The organism is Bacillus sp. EB106-06-01-XG163 (assembly GCF_058791615.1).
The window spans coordinates 17,532-31,561 of record NZ_JBYTDS010000020.1 but is presented as its reverse complement, the minus strand read 5'-3'; the positions used below and the strand labels follow the sequence as shown (position 1 = coordinate 31,561).

Sequence of the window (14,030 nt, the reverse complement as noted above, 5' to 3'; positions counted from 1 at the left end):
GTCAGATAAATTCACAGTATTTTCTGATTACAATTGCAAAGTCAGGGGGTTGTTTATGAAACATCAGACATTCTCAAATGTAGCGAACCGATTAGACCGTCTCCCCATTTCACGTGTGCATTATCAAGTATTAACCGCTCTCGGAATCATCTATTTTTTTGATCTCGCTGATCTGTTTACGCTCAGCAACGTGGCTCCGGCGCTGATTGAGCATTGGGGCGTGAAGCTGTCCACCATTGCCGACATCACGGCCGCATCATTCCTGGGCATGTTTTTAGGCGCGTCCATCGGCGGAAGGCTGTCCGATCGGATCGGCAGGAAAAAAGCGCTGAATTGTTTTGTCCTTGTCTTTTCGATCTCATCTTTTCTGAATGCGCTGGCATGGGACATTCCGTCCTTAATGATTTTCCGCTTCTTGACCGGGCTCGGCGTCGCGGCCGCCATGATTGTGACGAACAGCTATTTGGCAGAATTTTTTCCATCCTCCGTACGGGGAAAATACATCTCCCTTTGCGCCATGATCGGGCTAATCGGCGTTCCCGTTACAAACGTTGTTTCCGCTTTTGTCATTCCTTTAGGCTCATGGGGGTGGCGGATCGTATTCGTATGGGGGGCAGCCGGTCTCATTTATTTCTTTTTTATCCGCCGGCTTGAGGAATCGCCGCGCTGGCACGAAAATCGGGGCGCATATGATCAGGCAAACGCCATTATGAACCGTCTTGAAGCACGTGCAGAGAAAGAAAAAGGCCCGCTTCCCGCGCCAAAAGAGGCGGCAGAAGTACATACAGTGAAGCGCGCAGGCTACTTAGGGCTGTTTCAGGGCAGGAATTTAAAGATCACCATCATCCTGTCAGCGGTATGGATTCTTGAAACCTTTGGCTTTTACGGCTTTGCTTCATGGGTGCCCAGCCTGCTGAAAAGCAACGGCATCACCATGGAAAAAACACTGTGGTACAATGTGCTTCACTCTGTCGGCGCACCGCTTGGCGCATTGCTCGGTTCCATGATATCCGAGACGTTCCAAAGGAAATGGATTCTGGCCGCAAGCGCCTTTCTGACTGCCATTGCCGGACTGTTATACGGCATGACGTTTATTCCCGTCATGATTATTGTGTTTGGGTTTGTCGTCAACGTCACGGAACGGATCTTCACCTCAAACTTATACGCCTACACATCGGAGCCGTATCCTACGGAATATCGCTCGGCCGGGAGCGGGCTGGCATACGGGCTCGGCCGTTTTTCCAACATATTCGGCTCCCTGCTCGTCGGATTTATTGCCGTTAAGCTCGGCTACATCAGCGTCTTTTTGTTCATCGGCGGCTGCTGGCTTCTATGTTCCGTTTTGTTAATCCTCTTCGGCCCGAAAACAAATGCACAGCAAATTTAATCAAAAAAACAGTGCGGAATCACTCCGCACTGTTACACTGTGATTTCTATCAAATTGCCTTCCCCATCCTCTATCACGCTCTCATAATATCCGTCACCCGTCACGCGCGGGCCGCTTACAACCTGAAATCCATCATTTTTAAACGTTTCCGTCAATTCATTCACCCGCTCCTTGCTGCCTGTAGAAAATGCGAGATGCGCCCATCCGGTCATATTCTGTGCCGGAGCTTCATCAATGCCGCCTTTTTTCATAAGTTCCAGCCTGCATCCGGAGTCAAATATCAGAAAATACGATTTGAAATCTTTTTTCTCATTATGATAAAGGTCATTGGCCTTGGCGCCGAAGTATTTCTCATAAAATTTTTTCATCCGTTCCAAGTCTTTCACCCATATCGCTGCATGTTCAATTCGCATATGTCCGCCTCCCTTTTTTTCTCAATCTATTTATAAAGCATGAAACCCATTTCAGCTCAAGACTTTTTCCGCTGAAATTGATGCATAATTTGTTTTTTAGCTGTTTCTTCGTGAAAAAACAATAAAAATGCTTCCTTTCCGACCCGTTCCAAATGAAGTTCCAGGGATGGAATATTCAATGCCCGGCTGACGCTCAGATTTCCCTCGCCGATGATCTCCGCATCCCATTTCTGTTCTTTCGCAAACTGGCACAAGCCGGCAGCCACGTCATCACTGTGCGCATAGATGGCCGTCGGCGCCTTGTCGAAACCCCAGAAGTGCTCACCCGCACGCTTTCCGTCGTCCATATCATGGCATCCGACCAGAATGCGGGTTTCATCAAGAGAGCCGAAAACCGCCTTATATGCGGTTACCTTGTCGGCCGTACTCGGGCTTTTTTCCGCTTCCCGCACACATGTAAAAGCAACGTCTTGATGTCCGCGGTTTTTCAAATACAAAAAGCTTTCTCTGTATGCTGCCTGCCTGTCATTATAAGCGCAGGGAATCTCTTGATGCTGTGTATATTCACAAGCGACAATGGGACCGTATTCCAGGTAAGGCACGGCGGTTTCCCATTCATTCGCCCGGGACGTGACAATCAGTCCGTCAATCTTTTTCATTTTCAGCAGTTCGAAATAGGTCATCTCTATAGCGGGGTCATAATTGGTGGGGAGAAGGGTTGTCACGTAATCATGGGCAAACGCTTCCTTCGTGATACCGTTTACAATTTTGTCAAAGCAGGGATGGTCACTGTACGGCAAAATCACGCCGATTGTATTGGTCTTTCCGCGAATCAGATCAATGGCGGTTCGATTAGGGGTATAATCCAGCTCCTTCATCACTTGATTCACAAGACGCCTTTTCTCCTCAGATACGTACGGGTGTCGGTTTAATACACGTGATACGGTGGCCACCGACACATTCGCCAGTTTCGCAATCTCTTTTATATTTGCCATGTGCTCCTCCATTTTCGGTGATAAAAAAGCAGCAAGAGTGGATTTCTCTTACTGCTATCTCATCATAAATCCACTGTCATTTCAACAGGACAATGGTCAGAACCCATGATATCGGCACAAATGGCCGCTTGGCTGATCCGCTGCTTCAGTCTGTCTGAAACAATGACGTAATCAAGCCGCCAGCCGATGTTTTTCTCACGTGCGTTCGTCCTGTAAGACCACCAGGAATAGGCGCCTTCCCGATCAGGATATAAATAGCGGAATGAGTCGGTAAATCCCGCGTTCAGCAGGGCGCTGAACGCTTCCCGCTCCTGCTCCGAGAAACCGGCGTTCTTCCGGTTGGCTTTCGGATTTTTTAAGTCTATCTCCCTGTGTGCGACATTCAGATCGCCGCATAAGATCACAGGCTTCTTCCGGTCAAGCTTCTGCAGATAATCCTTAAAATCGGCTTCCCATTGAAGACGGTAATCAATTCGCTCTAATCCGCGTTTGGCATTCGGCGTATAACAGTTGACGACAAACACATGCTCAAATTCAAGCGTGATCACCCGTCCTTCTTGATCATGGTCGTCAATCCCCAGTCCATAGAACACGTGCAGCGGCTTTTCTTTCGAAAAAACAGCCGTGCCTGAGTAGCCTTTTTTCACCGCATAGTTCCAATAGGCGTGATATCCTTCAGGCTGTAATGATACTTGTCCGTCCTGTACTTTTGTTTCTTGCAGACATAGAATATCGGCTTCCGTTTCTTGAACGTAAGTATTGATATCTATCTTTTTCATTACGGCACGCAAGCCGTTTACATTCCAAGACATCAGTTTCATGTGATCCCTCCTGTCCGGCTCATCCGGTATTCCAGTGTTTCAATGTTTCTGCCCTCTAATGCCAGCAGCTGCTTTTTCATTTCTAAACCGCCTCTGAATCCGGTCAGTTTCCCGTTTTTTCCGATGACGCGATGGCACGGAACCGTAATCAATACCGGATTTTTTCCAATCGCAGCGCCCACGGCTCTTACGGCTGCCGGTTTCTGAATCATTTCTGCTATATCCGAATAGGAGTATGTCTCGCCGTACGGTATGTCCATAAGCGCTTTCCATACAGCAAGCTGAAATTCTGTCCCGTAAAGATCCACCGGCACTGAAAAAGCTGATCTGCCATTGTCAATGTACTCGGACAGCTCTGCCGTGTAAGGCGCCAGCTTTTCATCATCACGTGCCAATCGGTATTGCGGCAGTGATTTTTTTGCCCACTGCTCAAGCTCTTCAAAGCTTCCATGATTTGACCCTATAAAGCAAAGCCCCTTAGATGTGGCGGCTGTATACAGGCTCCAATCATTCCGTGTGAAGAGTGTCCAATAGATCATAGGCTCTTTACTCATATTGAACCTCCCTGTCCCATTTTGGCCGTTTTTCTGTATTCTGTGGGCGAACTCCCGGTTCCCTTTTTAAAAAGGGTGGCGAAATGCGCTGTGTTTGGAATTCCGACAGTCAGAGCGATCTCCATGACTGTCATATCAGTATGCTTTAAAAGGTGTTCCGCCTTCGACAATCTTATTTTCTGTATATACGCAATCGGGGATATTCCCCTGATTTTTTTAAATGTCCGCTGTAAATGATAGGGGCTGCCGTGACACATTTCGGCCAGTACACTCAGAGTCAGGGATTCGTGATAATGGCGTTCAATGTATTCAATGATTTGAGCAATCCATTCTTCATCAGGAAGACGAAGACCGTTCGGCCGGCACCTTTTACAGGGACGAAAATGTTTCTCGAGCGCTGCATCAGCCGTATCAAACACCAGCACGTTTTCTTTATTCGGAACTCTCGATTTACAAGAAGGCCGGCAGAAAATTCCCGTCGTTTTTACTGCATAATAAAATGCCCCGTCATAAGAAGCATCATTATGTATGATTGCGCTCCACTTTTCATCAGTCAGGATATTTCTGTCTGTCTCCATCTCAGCCACCCCCTGTTTTTCAGTATAAACAAATTCATTGCATAAGTACGCGTTTTTGAATAGAGGAGCAAGATAACAAAGGTGTAAGAAGCACTTCCATGTTTCATGTGAAACATTTCGGCAGGATGGAGGGGGACTGATATAAAAAAAGAGCAGGAGCCCGCAGGCTCTTGCTCTTTTTTCGGCTTACTCGCCAGTTACGTATGGAAGTAAAGCCATTTGACGTGCGCGTTTGATCGCGATAGTCAATTTACGTTGGTATTTCGCGTTTGTTCCAGTTACACGGCGAGGTAAAATTTTACCACGCTCAGAAACAAACTTTCTAAGAAGATCTACATCTTTGTAATCGATGTGCGTAATGCCGTTAGAAGTGAAGTAACAAACCTTACGGCGTTTCGCACGACCGCCTCTGCGTCCTCCTGCCATTGTCATTTCCCACCTTTCTCGTTATGAATATAGCGATAATCTATTAGAACGGAAGATCATCATCCGAGATGTCAATCGGCTTGCCGTCGTTGGCAAATGGATCATCATTAAAGCTGTTCCCTTGATTTCGTCTCTGGTTGTTCTGATTTCCGCCGAACGGATTATCATTTTGGCCTCCGCCAAAGTATTGGCCTCCGCCGCTGTTTCCTTCGTTGTATCCGCCTGATCCAGAACCGCCGCTGTTTTTAGGCTCAAGAAATTGAACACTTTCAGCTTGGACTTCTGTCACGAAGACACGCTGTCCCTGCTGGTTTTCATAATTTCTTGTCTGGAGTCGGCCGTCTACGCCGGCAAGGCTTCCTTTTTTAAGAAAGTTTGCAACGTTTTCGGCTTGTCTTCTCCAAGTGACACAATTAATGAAATCGGCTTCACGTTCTCCGGACTGGTTCGTGAATGTACGATTCACAGCAAGAGTGAACGTGGCGACAGCCGCACCGCTTGGCGTATAACGAAGCTCTGGGTCTTTTGTCAGTCTTCCGACTAATACAACTCGGTTAAGCATATGAAAGACCACCTTTTAACATTATATATTTCAAATTGCTTATTCTTCTTCTTTAACAACGATGTGGCGAATGATATCGTCACTGATCTTAGCTAAACGGTCGAATTCAGCAACCGCTGCAGCTTCAGACTGAACGTTTAAGATTTGGTAGAAACCGTCACGAAAATCGTTGATTTCGTAAGCAAGACGACGTTTACCCCAATCTTTTGTTCCAGTGATCTCCGCTCCGTTAGAAGTCAATACGTTGTTGAAACGCTCGATAACTGCCTTCTTTGACTCTTCGTCAATGTTCGGACGGATAATGTACATAACTTCGTACTTTTTCATCTGTTTGCACCTCCTTTTGGTCTAAGCGGCCCTATAATGGGCAAGGAGCAATAATTCTATTACTCACAAGTTTATATTATACCAAAGCTCTTGTCCCTTTACAACTGTGTCCTATACATTAAATCGGAAATGAATGACATCTCCGTCTTGGACTACATATTCTTTACCTTCCAGACGCACTTTTCCGGCTTCTTTCGCTCCGGACATTCCGCCGCCTGCCAAAAGGTCTTCATAAGCAACCGTTTCAGCGCGGATAAAGCCGCGTTCAAAATCAGTGTGGATGATACCCGCACACTCAGGAGCTTTCATGCCTTTTCTGAATGTCCATGCGCGCACTTCCTGTTCGCCCGCCGTAAAGTATGTCGCAAGGCCGAGAAGAGAGTATGACGCTTTAATCAGCTGATCAAGACCTGATTCTTCAATGCCGAGCTCCTCAAGGAACATTTGCTTTTCTTCGCCTTCCAATTCAGCAATTTCAGACTCAATTTTCGCACAGACGACGATAACTTCGGCGTTTTCACCCGCGGCGTACTCCCGGATTTTCGCAACATATTCATTATCTGAAGGATCAGCCACTTCATCCTCGCTTACATTTGCTACATAAAGCACGGGTTTTGACGTAAGCAAATGAAGCTGCTTCACAAGCTTTTGCTGTTCTTCCGTAAATTCAACGGAACGGGCAGGCTTTTCTTGTTCGAAAGCTTCTTTTAATTTAGACAGAATGTCAAATTCAAAAACCGCTTCTTTGTCTTTTTGCTTTGCAAGCTTGCTTACACGCGTGATGCGTTTTTCGACTGTCTCCATGTCGGCAAGAATCAATTCAAGATTGATCGTTTCAATATCGTCAATCGGATCGACTTTCCCTGACACGTGCGTAATATTGTCATCAGCGAATGCGCGTACAACGTGGCAGATCGCATCAACCTGACGGATATGAGAAAGAAACTTATTTCCGAGTCCTTCACCTTTTGATGCGCCTTTTACGATCCCCGCGATATCAGTGAATTCAAACGCAGTCGGCACCGTTTTTTTCGGGTTCACCAATTCAGTCAGCTTTTGCAGACGTTCATCCGGCACTTCCACGATTCCCACGTTCGGATCAATTGTACAGAACGGGTAGTTGGCTGATTCGGCACCAGCCTGGGTAATTGCATTAAATAACGTCGATTTTCCGACATTCGGCAAACCGACAATTCCAGCAGTTAAAGCCATTCTTTCATCTCCTCTATATCAAACCATCATCGTATAAACGTATTGTAAACCTAGAGCAATTATAAGGAGGTTCATAGGAAAAGACAAGCTGAGAAAAAAGCATTTCCCGCCCTCTCTCTCCTTAGATTATCCTTTTTTAACCGCTACCAGACAGTCAAAAAGCGTACTTCCCATTCCATTATCGGAATTTGAATCCTTTGTGAGCATGTTGACGGAGCCTCCGAATGCCGCCCACATGCCTTCATCTATATTCACCGTCTTCGGGTGAGCCTGCTTCATGATTTTCACCCTGCCGCGCAGACGGCCGCGGTCATTGTATACCTCTGCCGTATCTCCGTCTTGAAGTGAAAGCTCCTTGGCGATATCCGGCGACAGATCCACCTGAATCTGCTGAAGCTTTTCAATAAACGGTACGTGCTGTGAATGATTGGAGCGCTGCGGGTGAATGGACAGCAGCGTATACGGATATTTCCCGGCCAGTCCGGCGTCATGATAAACAGACTCCTCCGGCACCTCCAATTGAGGGAGGCCGCTGTATCCTTTCTCTTCTGCCAGTGACGAGACGAATTCAAATTTTCCGCTCGGGGTTAAAAATTGAAAATCACTCCACGGAACCTGTTTGACCGGAAGCGGCATATGTCCTTTTTCCTTTAATTGCTCAAGGGTGATTCCTTCTTTCTCCAAAGAAGAGAGCCCCATTTTTAAGAAATCTTCCGTACTGTAATCAAAGAGCTCCCCGAATCCGAGACGCTTTGCGAGTTCCGTCCAGATCCAGCGGTCTGATTTTGCCTCTCCCTGCGGTTCCGCAAGCTTCTTGCCATATTGAACATAGTGATGATACATGCTGGAATAATAAATATCTTCCTCTTCGAAAACAACGGCCGTCGGCAGCACATAGTCACAGAGCTTCGCCGTATCGGTCATGACCGAATCAATGGCCACTGTGACCGGTGTTTTTTCAAATGCTTCCTTCACTTTTTTTGTATTCGGCACCTGTGTCAGCGGATTGCCGCACGTCACGATGATCATCTCAATCGGCGGATCGGCTGCATTCAGCGCCTCTTCGGCTTGAGTCATCATCGAAAACGTTCTCGAACTTTTCTTCAGATCAGGCCGGGTGAGCTCGGCCTTTGCAAAGCTTTCACCGACTTGCACATTTCCGAAGTTTGCGCCGCCGCCTTTGATACCGACATTTCCGCTCGCCGCAGCTAAAGCGTCAATCCACCGTATCGTCCCGCCCCCGTTTTTATATCTCTGCATCCCAAGACCCATAAAAGTGGAGGCGGGACCGTCAGCATATAAATCAGCAAGATATTCAAGCACTTCTAAAGACGTTTCTGTTTTCTCAATGATCTCCTCAATAGAAATCGTCTGCAGAAGCTTTTCTATTTCTTCAAAACCGACCGAATGCCTTTGAATGAAATCGGAATCGGTTCTGCCGGTTTGGCATAATATTTTTAAAACACCCGCCGCAAGCCAGCCATCCATGCCGGGTTTGACGGATATATACCGATCGGCAAGCTTGGCAGTCGGGTTAAAAATAGGATCAATGACCGTCAGTGTCGCTCCTTTTTTCTTCACCTGCTGCAGATGATGATAGAGGTGCATATTCGTCCGGGACACGTTTCTGCCCCATACGATCACATGCTTGCTGTGATAAATATCAAGCGGTCCATGCCCGTAAGAACGCCCGAAATCCCAGCGCTGCGCTTCAATGCCGGAACCCCAGCAAATGCTGCCCGCAATCTCCGTCACACCGCCGTATCCATTGAAAAAACGCTGGTCGAGCGCCTTCAAAAGACCGTTATTGGCGTAATCATGACTGTGCAGCACTGCGGCAGTGCCCAACGTCTCCTTAATCACCGCCATTTTTTCAGCAATTTCCTCTAACGCCTGCTCCCAGGAAATGCGGACAAATTCGCCGTCTATCTTTTTTAAAGGAAAACGAAGCCGTTCCGGCGCATTCGTTTTCGTCTCCAGCATTCTGCCCCGGCCGCAAATTTTCCCTTCCGTAATGGGATGATTCGGGTCTCCGTCTACTTTCGTCACCTTTCCATCCTCAACTGTCACCAAAAAGCCGCAGCTGTCCCAGCAATTCAGCGGGCACGCTGACTGATGCACTTTGCTCATCGGGCCTCTTCCTCTCCTCTATATGAAAAAGCATGAGCGCCAGCCCTTATGATGTAGGCTCCTCATGCTTGACGAGTACTTTTTTCAGCTTTCTCTCAAAATCTCTTCTCGGAATCATGACACTGTGGGAACAACCCGTGCATTTAATCCGAATATCCATTCCCATCCGAATGATTTTCCACCTGTTTTCACCGCAAGGATGCGGTTTCTTCATTTCAACAATATCATTCAGGCCAAAGTCTTTATCCGCCAAGACCCTTCACCTCTCTCCATAGACTGCTTTATTTATTGTACAAAAAAAAACAGGATAAGAGCAACGGCCGCACTCAAAATGAGCATTATACTTTTTTCCATCTCCCTAAAATAGGGTAAAGAAGAAGACATACCAGCAAATAAAGACTTAAAAGCCCGTAAATAGGATATAAAATGGCGATCAAATCTGAAAAACCGATTGTCGTAAAAGGCACCATCACAGCTAAAAGAAGAGATACGAGCGTCCATCTCGGCAATTTCACAAATGCAAGCATGCGGCTGGACAGCCCGAACAGACCGGTCACGGTTGTCGTATAGATGGCTAAAAAAAGCACGGCGGCCATACAAAGAAATAACGGATAAGGAGCGCCTTCAAGGACGGCGAAAAGAGGAATCTCATATTGTGTAAGACTGCCTGAAAGCTGTACAAGCGTTTCATTGTAAACAAATGAAATCATACCGAAAATCAGCCCGCTTGCAACGCTTGCGATTTTCGCTTCTCCCAGTCCCTTCATATCTTTCCCGATTGAAGAAAGAACAGCGACAACAGAAAGGATGTTTAAGGACGTGAAGGTAATGCTTGCCGGCCAATTATACTGGCGGGTCAAATCTATCGTCCACGTGTAATGATGGGTTGTCTGAAAAAAGACCAATGCATATAACAGCCCCGCTACAAGAATCGGTATCAAAATACTATTCAGAGATAATATTCCTTTTATATCCCAAAAGAATAAACCGACGGTCACAATGCAAAGAAGAAAAATACCGATCCAAAACGGCAGCTTGTACATTTGCAGCGTCACACCGCCGCCGGCAATCATAACCATCGTCATTGAAAACAAATAAAACATAATAAGCACATCATAGACTTTAGCAAGAGCCGGCCCCATCAGATGCTCAAGCACAGGTAAAAAGTGCGTTGATTGAACCCGATAGCTGATCTTCAACACAATATAAGCCGAAATCGTAAACATGACTGTAAACAATACAATAGCCAGTCCGCTTTCAACACCGAAAAACTGCCATATTTCCTGCCCGCTTGCATACCCAGCCCCAATCTGGCTGCTTAATATGAGCAGCATCCACTTCATCCCGGCTCTCCACACCCTCATCACCTCATAAAATTTCTGATCATCTCCGCATATTGCTACTATATTGAGTGACAGCGGCAAACATTCATACAAATGGGACAAATATGGTATGATAACGACGATTAACTATTCAGAAAATTTTATTTATATAAGGAGCTCAAATCATGTACATCAGGCGTTTAACCGCAAGTGATACCCAGCCTTACTCCGATATCAGGCTCAAAGCTTTAAAAGATCACCCCGACGCATTCGCCGTCAGCTATGAGGAGGAGAAAGAATGGCCGTCCGAAAAATTCAAAGCCAGGCTTGAAGCCGGCAATGCCATCGTGCTTGGCGCCTTTGAACAAGACAGACTGATAGGAATCCTCAAGATCTCCAAGCATCCGCTGTTTAAACTAAGACACATTGCGGTTATCGGTTCTATGTATATTTCCCCCAAACACCGAGGGTCAGGCGCGGGAAAAGCTTTAATGACGGAAGCCATCAGCCGTGCAAAAAAGATGAAGGACACAGAACAGCTCCATCTCTCTGTTACCTCAACAAATGAACCCGCAAAAAAACTCTACGCCCAGTTAGGATTTATCCTCTTCTCTACAGAAAAAAGAGCGCTGAAATTAGATCATCAGCGATATGTTGATGTAGATCAAATGGTCTTATTTCTTTCATGAACTTAGAGAACAATCGCTCTGGGTTCTTTTTTCTATCCCGCTCTTTTCAAACAACCGGCATGCTGATCACGCTTAAGCATAAAAAAAGGAAGCGCTGGATATACTGTAAACAACCATACAACACCAAAAACAACAATGTAATACTCGTATGACATGACAAGGAAGTGAACCTTATGAATCGAAAAGGCGGGCTTTTTTCTCAAGAACGGGCAAAACAATATGTATCTCATACGGATTCTTCTGCTGCGAATCAAATACAAGCGATCCTTACTTCATCTTTACGTAAAGCAGCCGGCAGACCGTTAGTCACCGTGTGTATCGGCACAGATCGGTCGACCGGAGATTCATTAGGTCCGCTCGTAGGAACAAAGTTAGAAAAAATGAATTTAGGCAGATTGCACGTTTACGGCACGCTGTCAGATCCTGTTCACGCCGTCAATATGAAAGACAAGCTGAAAGATATTCAACATCTACATAAAAATCCGTTTATTATAGCGGTTGATGCTTGTTTAGGCCGCGTCAAAAGCGTAGGGTCATTTCAAATCGGCGATGGGCCGCTGAAGCCCGGAGCAGGTGTTCAAAAAGACCTTCCTGAAATCGGTGACGTCCATATCAATGGAATCGTCAATGTCAGCGGGTTTATGGAGTATTTTGTCCTGCAGAATACGAGGCTTCATCTTGTTATGAGCATGGCAAATGTTTTAGCAGAGGGGTTACAGCTGACAGATAAATCAGAAGGCCGGCAGGAACGGCTCAGTCCATTTCATAAGCTGACAAGACGTATATAAAAAACCATCTTTTTTTTAAAAGATGGTTTTTACGCTTCTCTTTCAGACAATAGTTCTAGGATACGTTCAAGATCTTCATTTGAGAAAAACTCAATCTCAATCTTCCCTTTTTTCTTTTGTCTCTTTATATTTACTGTTGTTCCGAAGTAATTTTGCAAATACGATTCCCGCTCTTTTAACACCACATCTTGGACAGGTTCTTTTTTCTTTGTTTCACGTGGAACATTGTTGTTTAACTGCTGAATCAGCTGCTCAAGCTGACGGACGTTCAGCTGTTCTTCAACCACTTTCTTCACAAGCGGTTCAAGCTTGTTTTTATTTTTCAAACCAAGCAAGGTTCTGCCGTGTCCCATGGATAACGTACCTTCTGCAATGAGGTTCTGGATGCTTTCCGGCAGCGTCAGCAGTCTTAAATGGTTGGCAATATGAGGCCTGCTTTTTCCGAGCCGTTTAGCGAGCTGTTCCTGGGTTAAATCCAAATGCTTCAGCAGTGAGTCATATGCCAGAGCTTCTTCAAGCGGTGATAAGTCTTCACGCTGAAGGTTTTCCAAAAGAGCGATTTCCCGCATCAGCGATTCAGATAAATCCCGCACGATGGCCGGCACTGTCTCTTTACCGGCAAGTTTTGCGGCGCGGTAACGGCGTTCGCCGGCTACAATATCATAGCCCTTCAATGATTTTCTCACGATAATGGGCTGAAGAATGCCATGCTGAATGATGGATTCCTTCAGTTCAGCTAATGACTCATCGTCAAATTGTTTTCTTGGCTGATAAGGATTGGGGCGCAAATCACTGATTTTAATCTCTTCCACTGTCTCTTCAGACAAATCAACCTGATTAAACAACGCGTTAATCCCTTTTCCGAGCCCGCCTTTAGCCATTCGCTGCCACTTCCTTTGCTAAATCTAAATATACTTCCGCACCTCTCGAACGCGGATCGTATAATATGATCGGCTTGCCGTGACTCGGCGCCTCACTTAAACGGACATTTCGAGGAATAATGGTTTGATACACTTTATCTCTAAAGTATTTCTTTACCTCTTCTATCACTTGAATGCCGAGATTCGTTCTGGCATCAAGCATCGTCAGAAGCACTCCTTCTATCATTAAGTCGGTATTTAAATGTTTTTGCACAAGCCGAACTGTATTTAATAATTGACTCAATCCTTCAAGAGCGTAGTATTCGCACTGAACCGGGATAACGACTGAATCTGAAGCGGTAAGCGCATTAATCGTTAATAACCCGAGAGACGGAGGACAATCAATAATCATGTAATCGTAATTTTGTTTCACTGATTCTAATGCTCTTTTCAGCCTGACCTCCCGTGAGATCGTCGGAACCAATTCGATTTCCGCTCCCGCAAGCTGGATCGTGGCCGGAATGACATCTAAGTTCTCTACTGAAGTCGGTTTAATAATATCTGTAACATCTGCATCATCTACTAAAATGTCGTACACACAATGATCCACATCGGCTTTTTCAATCCCTAATCCGCTCGTTGCATTGCCCTGCGGATCAATATCAACAAGAAGAACCCTTTTACCTATGTAAGCCAAGCAAGCCCCCAGATTAACAGAAGTCGTCGTCTTCCCGACTCCGCCTTTTTGGTTCGTAATTGCTATGATTTTTCCCACGATGTCACCTACCTTCACATGAACATGTACTGTCTTGTTTCTATCTTATCAAAAAAAGAGTAAAGCGTTTTATTTTTTTCATAATTTGTTTATCAGCAAGTGAAAAAAATGTAAACGAAAAAGACACTTTCTAATATAAGTTCTCCGATAAAGTGACTTTTTTGACTGTAAAAAGACAATTCACGACACAA

17 protein-coding genes are annotated in these 14,030 nt (G+C 45.7%); 3 read left to right on the top strand and 14 right to left on the bottom strand.

Annotation, left to right across the window (positions count from 1 at the left end):
• Positions 1–55 precede the first annotated feature (55 nt).
• On the top strand, positions 56–1,387 hold the full coding sequence (locus AC3WTF_RS18275; RefSeq protein ID WP_007409890.1) for an MFS transporter: 1,332 nt from the start codon (positions 56–58) through the stop codon (positions 1,385–1,387).
• A gap of 32 nt (positions 1,388–1,419) precedes the next feature.
• Here the strand turns inward: AC3WTF_RS18275 and AC3WTF_RS18270 are convergent, their stop codons facing one another.
• The 12 genes from AC3WTF_RS18270 to AC3WTF_RS18215 form a co-directional block, all read right to left on the bottom strand.
• Positions 1,420–1,800, bottom strand: coding sequence for a VOC family protein (locus AC3WTF_RS18270; protein ID WP_047936369.1), 381 nt, complete (start codon positions 1,798–1,800; stop codon positions 1,420–1,422).
• A 56-nt stretch (positions 1,801–1,856) separates the two neighbouring features.
• Positions 1,857–2,795, bottom strand: a complete 939-nt coding sequence (locus AC3WTF_RS18265; protein ID WP_047936370.1) for a LacI family DNA-binding transcriptional regulator — start codon at positions 2,793–2,795, stop codon at positions 1,857–1,859.
• A gap of 62 nt (positions 2,796–2,857) precedes the next feature.
• Complete coding sequence (gene xth / locus AC3WTF_RS18260) at positions 2,858–3,616, bottom strand: exodeoxyribonuclease III (protein ID WP_047936371.1); 759 nt, start codon at positions 3,614–3,616, stop codon at positions 2,858–2,860.
• On the bottom strand, positions 3,613–4,170 hold the full coding sequence (locus AC3WTF_RS18255; RefSeq protein ID WP_047936372.1) for a methylated-DNA--[protein]-cysteine S-methyltransferase: 558 nt from the start codon (positions 4,168–4,170) through the stop codon (positions 3,613–3,615). The genes xth and AC3WTF_RS18255 overlap by 4 nt, the downstream gene beginning before the upstream one ends.
• Positions 4,167–4,748: a bifunctional transcriptional activator/DNA repair enzyme AdaA gene (locus AC3WTF_RS18250; RefSeq protein WP_020958118.1), complete on the bottom strand. Its 582-nt coding sequence runs from the start codon at positions 4,746–4,748 to the stop codon at positions 4,167–4,169. The genes AC3WTF_RS18255 and AC3WTF_RS18250 overlap by 4 nt, the downstream gene beginning before the upstream one ends.
• Before the next feature lie 186 nt (positions 4,749–4,934).
• Positions 4,935–5,174, bottom strand: a complete 240-nt coding sequence (gene rpsR / locus AC3WTF_RS18245) for a 30S ribosomal protein S18 (RefSeq protein ID WP_004392983.1) — start codon at positions 5,172–5,174, stop codon at positions 4,935–4,937.
• A gap of 43 nt (positions 5,175–5,217) precedes the next feature.
• A complete protein-coding gene (gene ssbA / locus AC3WTF_RS18240) occupies positions 5,218–5,736 on the bottom strand; it encodes a single-stranded DNA-binding protein SsbA (RefSeq protein ID WP_004392979.1) in 519 nt (172 codons plus the stop codon).
• A 39-nt stretch (positions 5,737–5,775) separates the two neighbouring features.
• A complete protein-coding gene (rpsF, locus tag AC3WTF_RS18235; RefSeq protein ID WP_004392977.1) occupies positions 5,776–6,063 on the bottom strand; it encodes a 30S ribosomal protein S6 in 288 nt (95 codons plus the stop codon).
• 111 nt (positions 6,064–6,174) lie between these two features.
• Positions 6,175–7,275 (bottom strand): redox-regulated ATPase YchF, encoded by a 1,101-nt coding sequence (gene ychF, locus AC3WTF_RS18230; protein ID WP_004392975.1) that lies wholly within the window; start codon positions 7,273–7,275, stop codon positions 6,175–6,177.
• A gap of 126 nt (positions 7,276–7,401) precedes the next feature.
• Positions 7,402–9,405 (bottom strand): molybdopterin-dependent oxidoreductase, encoded by a 2,004-nt coding sequence (locus tag AC3WTF_RS18225; RefSeq protein ID WP_047936373.1) that lies wholly within the window; start codon positions 9,403–9,405, stop codon positions 7,402–7,404.
• A 46-nt stretch (positions 9,406–9,451) separates the two neighbouring features.
• A complete protein-coding gene (locus AC3WTF_RS18220) occupies positions 9,452–9,658 on the bottom strand; it encodes a DUF951 domain-containing protein (protein ID WP_004392973.1) in 207 nt (68 codons plus the stop codon).
• A gap of 85 nt (positions 9,659–9,743) precedes the next feature.
• Positions 9,744–10,769, bottom strand: a complete 1,026-nt coding sequence (locus AC3WTF_RS18215; RefSeq protein ID WP_088005468.1) for a YkvI family membrane protein — start codon at positions 10,767–10,769, stop codon at positions 9,744–9,746.
• A gap of 143 nt (positions 10,770–10,912) precedes the next feature.
• Here AC3WTF_RS18215 and AC3WTF_RS18210 point away from each other — a divergent pair, with 143 nt between their 5' ends.
• Complete coding sequence (locus tag AC3WTF_RS18210) at positions 10,913–11,416, top strand: GNAT family N-acetyltransferase (protein WP_492314325.1); 504 nt, start codon at positions 10,913–10,915, stop codon at positions 11,414–11,416.
• A gap of 173 nt (positions 11,417–11,589) precedes the next feature.
• Complete coding sequence (gene yyaC / locus AC3WTF_RS18205) at positions 11,590–12,204, top strand: spore protease YyaC (protein WP_004392969.1); 615 nt, start codon at positions 11,590–11,592, stop codon at positions 12,202–12,204.
• Positions 12,205–12,233: 29 nt separating this feature from the next.
• Here yyaC and AC3WTF_RS18200 read toward each other — a convergent pair whose 3' ends face one another.
• Together AC3WTF_RS18200 and soj are read right to left on the bottom strand one after the other, a co-directional pair.
• Entirely contained in the window at positions 12,234–13,085 is an 852-nt protein-coding gene (locus AC3WTF_RS18200; RefSeq protein ID WP_004392966.1) for a ParB/RepB/Spo0J family partition protein, read from the bottom strand.
• Entirely contained in the window at positions 13,078–13,839 is a 762-nt protein-coding gene (soj, locus tag AC3WTF_RS18195) for a sporulation initiation inhibitor protein Soj (RefSeq protein ID WP_007409899.1), read from the bottom strand. Before soj ends, AC3WTF_RS18200 begins: the two co-directional genes overlap by 8 nt.
• Positions 13,840–14,030 lie beyond the last annotated feature (191 nt).

Excerpts from the sequence above, each read along its gene's own strand:
- yyaC (WP_004392969.1), top strand. The coding sequence starts at position 11,590 with ATGAATCGAAAAGGCGGGCTTTTTTCTCAAGAACGGGCAAAACAATAT.
- AC3WTF_RS18200 (WP_004392966.1), bottom strand. The coding sequence starts at position 13,085 with ATGGCTAAAGGCGGGCTCGGAAAAGGGATTAACGCGTTGTTTAATCAG.
- ssbA (WP_004392979.1), bottom strand. The coding sequence starts at position 5,736 with ATGCTTAACCGAGTTGTATTAGTCGGAAGACTGACAAAAGACCCAGAG.
- rpsR (WP_004392983.1), bottom strand. The coding sequence starts at position 5,174 with ATGGCAGGAGGACGCAGAGGCGGTCGTGCGAAACGCCGTAAGGTTTGT.
- AC3WTF_RS18255 (WP_047936372.1), bottom strand. The coding sequence starts at position 4,170 with ATGAGTAAAGAGCCTATGATCTATTGGACACTCTTCACACGGAATGAT.
- rpsF (WP_004392977.1), bottom strand. The coding sequence starts at position 6,063 with ATGAAAAAGTACGAAGTTATGTACATTATCCGTCCGAACATTGACGAA.
- AC3WTF_RS18210 (WP_492314325.1), top strand. The coding sequence starts at position 10,913 with ATGTACATCAGGCGTTTAACCGCAAGTGATACCCAGCCTTACTCCGAT.
- AC3WTF_RS18215 (WP_088005468.1), bottom strand. The coding sequence starts at position 10,769 with ATGAGGGTGTGGAGAGCCGGGATGAAGTGGATGCTGCTCATATTAAGC.
- ychF (WP_004392975.1), bottom strand. The coding sequence starts at position 7,275 with ATGGCTTTAACTGCTGGAATTGTCGGTTTGCCGAATGTCGGAAAATCG.
- AC3WTF_RS18265 (WP_047936370.1), bottom strand. The coding sequence starts at position 2,795 with ATGGCAAATATAAAAGAGATTGCGAAACTGGCGAATGTGTCGGTGGCC.
- AC3WTF_RS18275 (WP_007409890.1), top strand. The coding sequence starts at position 56 with ATGAAACATCAGACATTCTCAAATGTAGCGAACCGATTAGACCGTCTC.
- xth (WP_047936371.1), bottom strand. The coding sequence starts at position 3,616 with ATGAAACTGATGTCTTGGAATGTAAACGGCTTGCGTGCCGTAATGAAA.
- AC3WTF_RS18225 (WP_047936373.1), bottom strand. The coding sequence starts at position 9,405 with ATGAGCAAAGTGCATCAGTCAGCGTGCCCGCTGAATTGCTGGGACAGC.
- AC3WTF_RS18270 (WP_047936369.1), bottom strand. The coding sequence starts at position 1,800 with ATGCGAATTGAACATGCAGCGATATGGGTGAAAGACTTGGAACGGATG.
- AC3WTF_RS18250 (WP_020958118.1), bottom strand. The coding sequence starts at position 4,748 with ATGGAGACAGACAGAAATATCCTGACTGATGAAAAGTGGAGCGCAATC.